We start from the raw sequence: 9,514 nt of genomic DNA on the forward strand, positions 1-9,514 counted from the left end.
CTATGCTGACGTCGAGACTTGTGATCAAGAGACAGGCGCCCCGGCAGGCGGGAGGCCCCGGCGATCAGCGCCTCCACCTCCTCCTCCCGCAGGGCTTTGGGCAGGGATTGCGGCAGGCGCGGCGTGTCGAGCAGCGCGGTCGGGTCGTCGCCCCGCATTCCCTCGCGGGCCAGGAAGCGGAAGAACTGGCGCAGCGCCGAAAGCCGCCGGGCGACGGTGCGCGCCGAAAGCCCGGCGCCCGAAAGGCCGGAAAGATAGCCGCGCAAGGCCTCGGGCGTGGCGCTTTCCAGCGATCCGCCCTTCCGGCGCAGCCATCCCGCCACATCCGTCAGGTCCGCCTCGTAGGCGGCCAGGGTGTTGCGGGCGGCGCCGCGTTCGGCCGCCAGCATCTCCAGAAAGGCCTCGACACGGGCATCCATGGCGTGCAGGAGGGCCGCCCGGCGACGCCCTCAGCGCGTGCCGAAGCGCTCTGCCGGGATGGTCCGCTCCACCGGCTGTGGACTCACATCGGGCGGAAAGGCACCAATGACGAGCAGGCCCACGGCGAGCAGTGCGATGATGACAAGAATGATCAGGGTCAGTGGGCGACGAAACATGGAGTTGCGCGTGGTCCCTCGCGTGCGGGCGAAGCCGTGCTAGCCTTGGGCATCGTGTCGCGCAACCTGGACATCCTCGCCGATCCGCATTCGGAGCGAAACCGTGGCCCCGCCGCCCCGCCGGCGGAGGCCGGGCCGGCTCCGGAAAGGACCCGGGCGGAGAGCAAGGCGGGACATATCCAGGGGGAAAGGACCCCGGGCCCGGATTCCGCGGCCGTGGAGCGGATGGCATCCGCCGCGACCCGCAGCATCGTCCTGGTCGGGCTGCCGGGTGCCGGGAAGTCCTCGATCGGCCGGCGACTCGCGGCGCGGCTCGGCTGTCCCTTCCTCGACACCGATGCCGAGATCGAGGCCGCGGCCGGCCTGCCCGTCTCCGAGATCTTCGCCCGCTATGGCGAAGCGCATTTCCGCGACGGCGAGCGGCGGGTGATCGCCCGCATCCTGGCCGGCCCGCCGGTGGTGCTGGCGACGGGCGGCGGCGCCTTCAACGATCCGCGCACGCGCGCCGCGGTGCGTGCCTCCGGCGCCGTCGCCGTCTGGCTGCGCTGCTCTCTGCCCGCCCTGGTGCGACGGGTGGCCGGGCGGGACCATCGCCCCATGTTCGTCGGGCGCGACGCGGCCGAGGTCCTGCGCGGGCTCATGCAGGTGCGCCATCCTTATTATGCGGAAGCCGATATCGTGGTGGATTGCACCGATGAGACCCCTGACATGACGACCGCCGATGTCGAAACGGCGCTCCATGCCCATGAGGCGCCGTCCCGCCTGCCGGTCACGCTGGGCGCGCGCAGCTACGAGGTCGCCATCGGCGGGCACCTGCTCGAACGCGCCGGGGGGCTGCTGGCCCCGGTGCTGCCGGCGCGCCGCGTGGCCGTGGTGTCCGACGCGGCGGTGGCGGCCCTGCACGGCGCCCGGCTGAGGGCCGGGCTGGAGGATGCGGGCTTCGAGATCCGCGCCGAGATCGCCGTGCCGCCCGGCGAGGCCTCCAAGAGCATGGCCTCGCTCGAAGCCGTGCTGGACGCGCTGCTCGGCGCCGGGATCGACCGCAAGACGACCGTGATCGCCCTGGGCGGCGGCGTGGTGGGCGACCTGGCCGGCTTCGCGGCTGCCGTTGCCCTGCGCGGCCTGCCTTTCGTGCAGGTGCCGACGACCCTGCTGGCCCAGGTGGACTCCTCGGTCGGCGGCAAGACCGGGATCAACCTGCGCGCCGGCAAGAACCTCGCCGGCGCCTTTCACCAGCCACGCATGGTCCTGGCGGATATCGGCACCCTCGCCTCCCTGCCCCCGCGCGAGCTGCGCGCCGGCTGGGCGGAGGTCGCCAAGCACGGGCTGCTGCAAGGGTCGCTCTGGGACTGGTGCGAGGCGCAGGGGCCGGCGGCCATGGCCGGGGACCCGGCGGCGCTGCGCCACGCGGTACTGGAATCCTGCCGCCTGAAATCCGCCGTGGTGGCCGCCGACGAACGCGAGGAATCCGCCGAGGGCGGCCGGGCGCTGCTGAATCTCGGCCATACCTTCGGCCATGCGGTGGAAGCCGAGTGCGGCTATGACGGCAGCCTGCTGCATGGCGAGGGGGTGGCGATCGGCCTGGCCCTGGCGGCGAAGCTCTCCGCCCGGCTCGGCCATTGCGACCCGGCCCTGCCCGGGCGCGTGGTGGCGCATCTGCGCGCCGTGGGCCTGCCCGCCTCGATCCGTGACCTGGAGCGGCGCTTCACCGTGGAGGCGCTACTGGGCCGGATGCGCAAGGACAAGAAGGTGCGCGACGGCGCGCTCCGCTTCGTGCTGATCCGCGAGCCGGGCGACGTCTTCACCACGGGCGACGTGCCGGAGGATGTGGTGGCGGCCCTGCTGCGGGAGGACGGCGCCACCGGCTGAGGCGTTCCCCGCGCCCCTGGGAGCCCCGGCCCGTCCAGGGATCGCGCCCTCCCTGCTGCCGGAAGTATGGCACCCTCACGCTTCGGGCGATTCCGCCGCCGGCGATCGCGGGCTAGGCTCGTCCCATGCCCCTTTCCCAGCCCGAGGCGCGCACCCTCCAGCACAGCCGCGACATCACCCTGCGCGGCTATGAGCGCGAGGACGGGTCCTTCGACATCGAGGCCCGCCTGACCGACACCAAGGCCTATCCGCTGCCCAACCTGGACCGCGGCACCCTCATGCCGGGCGAGGCCCTGCACGACATGTGGATCCGGCTGACGGTGGATGCCGAGATGCTGATCCTGTCCTGCGAGGCGGCGACAGACAGTTCGCCCTATTCGATCTGCCCGGACATCGCGCCGAACTTCGCCCGGCTGGCCGGAATCCGCATCGGCCCCGGCTTCAACCGTGCCGTGAAGGAGCGGGTCGGCGGCACCGAGGGCTGCACCCATCTGCGCGAACTCCTGGCGCAGATGGCCACCGTCGCCTACCAGACCCTCCACTCGGCCCGCACCCGCCGGCGCCGGCAGGCCGGCGAGGGCGAGCCGCCCCTGTCGCCGGCGATCCTCGGCACCTGCCATGCCTATGCGCCCGACAGCCCCGTGGTGCGGCGGCGGAAAGGCTGACACGCCGGCGCGGCTCGTTGCTCCCGGACGCTTCCTGGCCGCGCCGGATCTTGTCCTACCGGCGCTCGGCCGCCATGACGGCGCCGAGTTCCTCTGTCACGCTGATCGGTTCGAGTGCCGGCCGGGCCTCCGCAGCGGGCCGGGGGGCGCCGCGGGTCAGCCGCTGGCCCAGCCGCATGCTGGGCGTCTCCACCAGCCGGTAGCCGAGTTCCGCCACCACCAGCGAAACGGGGATCGCCAGCAGCACCGCGAGGCCGGGCGGCACGATTCCCACCAGGCCATGCGCCAGGGCCAGGATGACGATCTGGTGGAAGAGATAGAGGCTGTAGGAGATCTCCCCGAGCCGGCGCAGCGGCCGGATGGCCGCCAAGCGGTGGAACAGGGCGGTGCTGATCGCGGCGGTGATGATCACCGTGGCGGAGAAGCCCATGCCCAGCATCCAGACCAGCTTCATCGCCATGCTCGTGGTGGAGACCGGCCCCCAGGCCGGCATGCCCAGCAGCAGCAGCGCCATGGCCACCAGCCCCAGCCGCGCCACGGCGGGCAGGCCGGAGAAGAACCGTTCCAGCCTTTCGCGCTGGAACCAGAGCGCCGAGCCCAGGAAGAAGAGCGGCATCCACTGGAACAGGAAGGCGAGGCTGCCCAGCGGGGTCATGGGCAAGGTCTGGCCGTCCCGGCTCATGAAGCCCGCCGCCGCCATGTAGAGGCCCAGGGCCAGCAGCGGTGCCCAGAGGCTGCGGCTCCTCACCAGCAGGAAGACCAGCGGGAAGATCAGCGAGGCCCGCAGTTCGACGATCAGGCTCCACATCGGGGCGTTCAGATCGTGATAGGGCTCCATGCCATAGGCCGCGAGATGGCCGAGGACCAGGTCCGGCGTGAGCGGCATGGACCAGGAGGTCGTGTTCAGCCAGTCGCTCATGCCGGGAATGGCGCCCTTGTAGGTCGCGGCATAGAAACCGGCCGCCACCAGCACCGCGGCGGCAAAGGGCAGGTAGATCCGGCAAAGCCGCTTCACCACATACTGCCCATACGAGATGCCGCGCCCGTTCTCGAAGGATGCGGAAAGGACGAAGCCGCTCAGCACGAAAAACACCGCGACGCAGCCGGGCCCGGCCACGAGGAACCGTGCCGGCGTGTATTTCAGCGCGAAGAAAAGATAGTCGGCGAGGCCGGATGCCCCGGTCAGCGGTGGCACATGGAATGCCTGTGGAAACGACATCCAAACATGGTGAAGAAGCACAATGAAAGCGGCGAGACCTCGTACGACGTCCAGCTCATGGTAGCGCCTGGAAGGCATTCGTCCTGATCTCCCTCAATCAGTCAGCAGAGAGGCGCCGGCGGAGGGGTGTACAACCCATCCGGCAAGACTTGGCGGCCAATGCACCTTAAAATGAAATTACATCCATATCATGAGACGTTCGCACAGCGGCAAACGAGAAAGCAAGAAAGCTGCTCAGACCCGGTCGTGAAATGTTTTGGAAGCGGGCCGGCTCCCCCCGGCCCCTTCCCTCTCCAATTCCCCTTCGCGGCCTATACCCTCAGCCCTCGCCCGGCGCCCTGGCCTCGATGGCGAGGGCATGCAGGCCACCGGCGAATTCCCCCGCCAGCGTGGCGTTCACGGCACGTTGCCGGGCCACCCGGGATTGCCCCTGGAATCCCGCCCAGACCACCCGGACGGCATAATGCGTCTCGCCCCCCGGCCGGGCGCCGGAATGGCCGGCGTGGTGATGGCTGTCGTCACGCACCGTGACCTCGGCGCCCGGAAAGGCGGCGGCCAGGGCGGCGTGCAGGCGGGCGGCGCGCGCGCCCGCAGAATGAGGATGCTCTGGGATCATGCAACCGCTTTTTCCATGCGTTACCGATGTTTATGAAGCGTAGGATACTGCCTTGCCCGCATGGCGCCGGACGCCCATAAGGGGGACACCATGGCCCGACGCGGCACGACACACACCCCGCCCTCACCCGGAAGCAGCAGCTTCCGCCGTTGCGATTTCCCAGGCTGCGAGGCGGCCGGGGAGTTTCGCGCCCCTCGCGACCGGTCCCGCCTGCGCGACTATTATCATTTCTGCCTGGAACATGTCCGCGCCTACAATCAGGCGTGGGACTTCTACAAGGGAATGACGCCGGAGGAGATCGAAGTCCATCTCAAGGAGGATTCCGGCTGGCAGCGCCCGACCTGGCCTCTTGGCCGCCTCGGCATGCAGGGCAAGTTCGATCCCTCGCAGCTCAAGGACCCGCTCGGCCTCTTCGCCGACGCCAAGCCCACCCCTCGAAAATCGGCGACCAAGGCACCAGCTGAGCTCCGTGCCGCGCTCGACGTGCTGGGCCTCGGCTGGCCGCTCGAGGAAGATGCGCTGCGCGAGCGTTGGAAAGAGCTCGCCAAGCGTTATCATCCGGACACCAACGGCGGCGACAAGTCGGCCGAGGAACGTCTGAAGGACGTGAACCGCGCCTACAGCCTGCTGCGCAAGCGGCTCGCCACCCTGGGGGCCCAGGCGACCAGCGTCGCCGCCTGAGGCCCTTGCCACACTGACACTGAGAAGCGGGAACCCCCCGATGGACACCATCGCCACCTTGCCCGACAGCCGTCCCGACATGCCCGACGCGCGGGTCAAGGTGCGCGAGGTCTTCGGGATCGACACGGACCTCGAGGTCCCGGCTTTCTCGAACCCGACCGAGCACGTGCCGGAGCGCGACCCGACCTACCGCTTCGACAAGGACACGACGCTCGCGATCCTGGCCGGCTTCGCCTTCAACCGCCGCGTGATGATCCAGGGCTATCACGGCACCGGCAAATCCACCCATGTGGAGCAGGTGGCGGCCCGGTTGAACTGGCCCTGCATCCGCGTGAACCTGGACAGCCACATCAGCCGCATCGACCTGGTGGGCAAGGACGCCATCGTCCTGAAGGACGGCAAGCAGGTCACCGAGTTCAAGGAAGGCATCCTTCCCTGGGCCTTGCAGCGCCCCTGCGCCATCGTGTTCGACGAGTACGACGCGGGCCGCCCCGACGTGATGTTCGTGATCCAACGCGTGCTGGAGGTCGAGGGCAAGCTCACCCTGCTGGACCAGAACCGCGTGATCCGCCCGCATCCGGGCTTCCGCATCTTCGCCACCGCCAACACGGTGGGCCTGGGCGACACGACCGGCCTGTATCACGGCACGCAGCAGATCAACCAGGGCCAGATGGACCGCTGGAACATCGTGGCGACGCTGAACTACCTGCCGCACAAGCAGGAGACCGACATCGTCTCCGCCAAGATGGGCGTGACCGACCCGAAGGGCCGCAAGCAGATCGAGGCGATGGTCAGCCTCGCCGACCTGACGCGCGCGGGCTTCATCGCCGGCGACATTTCCACCGTCATGTCGCCGCGCACGGTCATCACCTGGGCCGAGAACGCCAAGATCTTCGGCGATGTCGGCTTCGCCTTCCGCCTCTCCTTCCTCAACAAGTGCGACGAGGCGGAGCGCGCCACGGTGGCGGAATACTACCAGCGCTGCTTCAACGAGGAGATCCCGACGGGCCTCTACGTCAAGGCCTGACGGAAAGGCGGGGCGGCGCGCCGGGCGCTGCCGCCCCACGGGATGACTGCGGCCGGTGGGAGAGGTGTCGGTGAGCAATTCCAAGGATCTGTCCCGCCAGGAGGAATTCAAGCGGGCCACCGCCGGCGCGGTCCGCGCCATCGCCCGCACCGATGACGTGCAGGTGGCCTTCCAGCCCGGCCCCTCCGGCCTGACCGGCAAGCGCGCCCGCCTGCCGCTGCCGACCCGTGCCCTGCCGCCCGCCGAGATGGCGCGGCTGCGCGGTGCCGCCGATGCCGTGGCGCTGAAGCTGCGCTACCACGACGAGACCACCCACGCCGCCCGCCTGCCCGCGCGCCGCGACGCGAAGGAGGTCTTCGACACGCTGGAGCAGGCGCGGGTCGAGGCGGTGGGCAGCCGGGCGATGCCGGGCGTGGCCGCCAACCTCCAGGCGAGGCTGACCGAGCAGGCCGAGGCCGAGGGCTATGACCGGATGACCCGCAAGGACCAGCTGCCCCTGCCGGTGGCGCTGGGCGGAATCCTGCTCACCGGCCTTTGCGCCCTGGGCATGGCGCGGGTGGCCTGCCGCCAGGTAGGCGGCCATACGGGGGATGTGCTGGGTGCCTGCGAACAACTGGCCGAGGCCGTGGTGCTGAGCCTGCTGGCGGCCAGCCTGGGCCACTGGGCGGGGCCTGGGTGACTTGCCGCCCGGCCCCCAGGGATGGGAGGCTGCGGCATGGCCGATCCGGGACAAGCCCACCCTTTCCAGGCGTTCCCGCGGCGCGGGCTGTTGCGCGCCCTGCCCGCCGCCGCGCTGGCTTCCGCGGCATGGCCCGCCGCCTCGCAACCTTCCCCGGAAGGCGCGGCCTGGACCACCACCTGGACCACCGCCTGGACCACCGCCTGGGCCGCCTCCGCCCAGGGACCCTATCCCGTGGGCTTCACCTCCGCCCAGCCGGAGCAGCGTTACAGCCTGCCCGACCCGGCCGGCGGGGCCCGCGACCAGAGCTTCCGCATGGTGCTGCGGCCAGGCTTCTGGGGGCCGCGCCTGCGGCTGCGCTTCTCCAACGCCTTCGGCACGCGGGCACTGGCGATCGGTGATGCCTGGGTGGGGGTGCAGGCCGGCGGCGCCGCGCTGCTGCCCGGCAGCAACCGGCCGCTGCGCTTCGGGGGCGAGGGGCGCATCTCGATCCCGCCCGGCGGCGAGGCCTGGTCCGATCCCGTCCCCCTGCCCTTCGCCGATCCGTCGCCTGCCCTGCTGGAAGGCCGGAAGCTGGCCGTGTCCTTTCATGTCCCCGGGGCGAGCGGGCCGATGACCTGGCACGCCACGGCGCTCCAGACCTCCTACCTCTCCGCGCCGGGAAGCGGGCCGCTGGGGGAGCGGGAGGACGAGGCGGGCTTCCCCTTCCCGACCACCTCCTGGTTCTTTCTCGACGCGGTGGACATGCAGGCCCCGCCCGGCCTGCCCATGGTGGTCGCCCTCGGCGATTCCATCACCGATGGCGTCGGCGCCACGCTGAATGGCGACGACCGTTGGCCGGACGCGCTGGCATGGCGCCTCCGCGCCGCCCATGGCGGGCCGGTGTCCGTGGTGAATGCGGGGATCAACGGCAACCGCATCCTGGGGCCGGAGGGCTACGGTCCCGCCTCTCCCTGGCCGGGTGGCCCACCCGCCCTGGAACGACTGGAGCGGGACGCGATCCGCCTGTCCGGCGTCCGCAGCGTGATCTGGGCGCTGGGGATCAACGACCTCGCCCGCGGCAACGGCGTGGTGCCCGGGACGGTGCTGGCGGGGATGCGGGAAGGCGCCCGGCGCCTGCGGGCCGGCATTCCCGGTGTGCGGCTGGTGGGCGCCACGCTCGTTTCGGCCCTGGCCAGCACCAACCCCGCGCATGGCGGCGCGGAGCAGGATGCGCGCCGGCGTGCGGTCAACGACGCCATCCGGCATTCCGGCCTGTTCGACGCGGTGGCGGATTTCGACCGCGCCACCCTCGACCCGGCCACGGGCGGGCTGCGGCCCGAGATGGTGCCGGGCAGCACCGTGGGGGGCGCGGGGGACGGGCTGCACCCGAACCGGATCGGTTATCTGGCCATGGCCGGGGCGGTGGACCTCGCCACCCTGCTGCCGCCGGGATGATTACCGGGGCGATGACCCTGACCCGGGCGGCAGTTCCACCCGCACCACGCCGCCGAAGCCCGGCGCGGGGGCGAGCAGGTCCGGTGCCTCCCCCCGCAGCAGCGCGGGCAGCACCCGCATCGGCCCGCCATGGGTCACCAGCACGGCATCCCGGGCCGCATGGCGCAGCGCCTCGGCCAGGGCACCCAGCCGCGCCAGGAAATCGGCCATCCCCTCGCCGCCCGGGGGGATGAAGCCGGCGGGATCGGTGGCCCAGGCGTCCAGCGCCGCGCGGGGCACGGCATCCCAGGGCATGCCCTCCCAGTCGCCGAAGTCCAGCTCCCGCAGCCGCGGCTCCAGGCGCGGCGCCGGGCCGAGACGGCGCGCGAGGTCCCGGCAGCGCCGGGCCGGGCTGCTCAGCAGGGCGGGCCGGTGCAGCCAGGCGATGTCCCGGTGCAGGGCGGCGATCTCCACCGGCTCCGCTGGCCGCGCCGCGAGGTCGAGGCGGCCATAGCAGCGCCCCGCCCCCTCCGGCACGGGCAGGTGGCGGATGAGCAGGAGGCGCAGCGGTGCCCTACCCCCGGGCGGAAGGGCGCGGCCCGTCGCTTTCCATCAACATGCCGCGGATGATGTGCTTGAAGGGGGTCAGCCGGTTGCCCAGGCGCAGCGCCGCGTGGCGCGCGAGGCGCGCCGGGGCGCGCTCGTCCGTATAGAGCTTCGCCAGCAGGTTGGTCCCCGCATAGAGC

11 protein-coding genes are annotated in these 9,514 nt (G+C 71.4%); 6 read left to right on the forward strand and 5 right to left on the reverse strand.

The features are described 5' to 3' along the window. Together ROTAS13_RS13600 and ROTAS13_RS27185 are read right to left on the reverse strand one after the other, a co-directional pair. Nucleotides 1-419 (reverse strand): site-specific integrase (locus ROTAS13_RS13600; RefSeq protein ID WP_171979102.1); only part of this gene is annotated, 419 nt, incomplete at its 3' end. Between the two features lie 30 nt (nucleotides 420-449). After that, nucleotides 450-596, reverse strand: a complete 147-nt coding sequence (locus ROTAS13_RS27185; protein WP_019463257.1) for a hypothetical protein — start codon at nucleotides 594-596, stop codon at nucleotides 450-452. A 216-nt stretch (nucleotides 597-812) separates the two neighbouring features. On the opposite strand from ROTAS13_RS27185, the gene aroB reads away from it, so the two are divergent. Both aroB and ROTAS13_RS13610 read left to right on the forward strand, forming a co-directional pair. Next, a complete protein-coding gene (aroB, locus tag ROTAS13_RS13605; protein ID WP_256371395.1) occupies nucleotides 813-2,465 on the forward strand; it encodes a 3-dehydroquinate synthase in 1,653 nt (550 codons plus the stop codon). Between the two features lie 125 nt (nucleotides 2,466-2,590). Then, a complete protein-coding gene (locus ROTAS13_RS13610; protein ID WP_019460743.1) occupies nucleotides 2,591-3,130 on the forward strand; it encodes a DUF2889 domain-containing protein in 540 nt (179 codons plus the stop codon). 55 nt (nucleotides 3,131-3,185) lie between these two features. Here the strand turns inward: ROTAS13_RS13610 and ROTAS13_RS13615 are convergent, their stop codons facing one another. Further along, on the reverse strand, nucleotides 3,186-4,427 hold the full coding sequence (locus ROTAS13_RS13615) for an acyltransferase (RefSeq protein ID WP_075822605.1): 1,242 nt from the start codon (nucleotides 4,425-4,427) through the stop codon (nucleotides 3,186-3,188). Between the two features lie 241 nt (nucleotides 4,428-4,668). Continuing rightward, the gene (locus ROTAS13_RS13620; RefSeq protein ID WP_019460741.1) at nucleotides 4,669-4,965 is read right to left on the reverse strand and encodes a BolA family transcriptional regulator; all 297 of its coding nucleotides are present in this window, start codon (nucleotides 4,963-4,965) and stop codon (nucleotides 4,669-4,671) included. Between the two features lie 60 nt (nucleotides 4,966-5,025). Here ROTAS13_RS13620 and ROTAS13_RS13625 point away from each other — a divergent pair, with 60 nt between their 5' ends. The 4 genes from ROTAS13_RS13625 (at nucleotide 5,026) to ROTAS13_RS13640 (ending at nucleotide 8,789) form a co-directional block, all read left to right on the forward strand. After that, complete coding sequence (locus tag ROTAS13_RS13625) at nucleotides 5,026-5,646, forward strand: J domain-containing protein (RefSeq protein WP_019460740.1); 621 nt, start codon at nucleotides 5,026-5,028, stop codon at nucleotides 5,644-5,646. Between the two features lie 40 nt (nucleotides 5,647-5,686). Next, nucleotides 5,687-6,673, forward strand: a complete 987-nt coding sequence (gene cobS / locus ROTAS13_RS13630; RefSeq protein WP_019460739.1) for a cobaltochelatase subunit CobS — start codon at nucleotides 5,687-5,689, stop codon at nucleotides 6,671-6,673. A gap of 64 nt (nucleotides 6,674-6,737) precedes the next feature. Beyond that, the gene (locus tag ROTAS13_RS13635) at nucleotides 6,738-7,352 is read left to right on the forward strand and encodes an adenosylcobinamide-GDP ribazoletransferase (RefSeq protein ID WP_253187683.1); all 615 of its coding nucleotides are present in this window, start codon (nucleotides 6,738-6,740) and stop codon (nucleotides 7,350-7,352) included. Nucleotides 7,353-7,388: 36 nt separating this feature from the next. Next, complete coding sequence (locus tag ROTAS13_RS13640; RefSeq protein WP_075822606.1) at nucleotides 7,389-8,789, forward strand: GDSL-type esterase/lipase family protein; 1,401 nt, start codon at nucleotides 7,389-7,391, stop codon at nucleotides 8,787-8,789. Here the strand turns inward: ROTAS13_RS13640 and ROTAS13_RS13645 are convergent, their stop codons facing one another. Further along, nucleotides 8,790-9,335 carry a histidine phosphatase family protein gene (locus ROTAS13_RS13645; protein ID WP_083755526.1) on the reverse strand — a complete coding sequence of 182 codons (546 nt, stop codon included), beginning with the start codon at nucleotides 9,333-9,335 and terminating at the stop codon, nucleotides 8,790-8,792. Nucleotides 9,336-9,514: the final 179 nt, after the last annotated feature.

It is taken from the genome of Roseomonas sp. TAS13, assembly GCF_001950415.1.
Lineage (GTDB): Bacteria > Pseudomonadota > Alphaproteobacteria > Acetobacterales > Acetobacteraceae > Roseomonas > Roseomonas mucosa.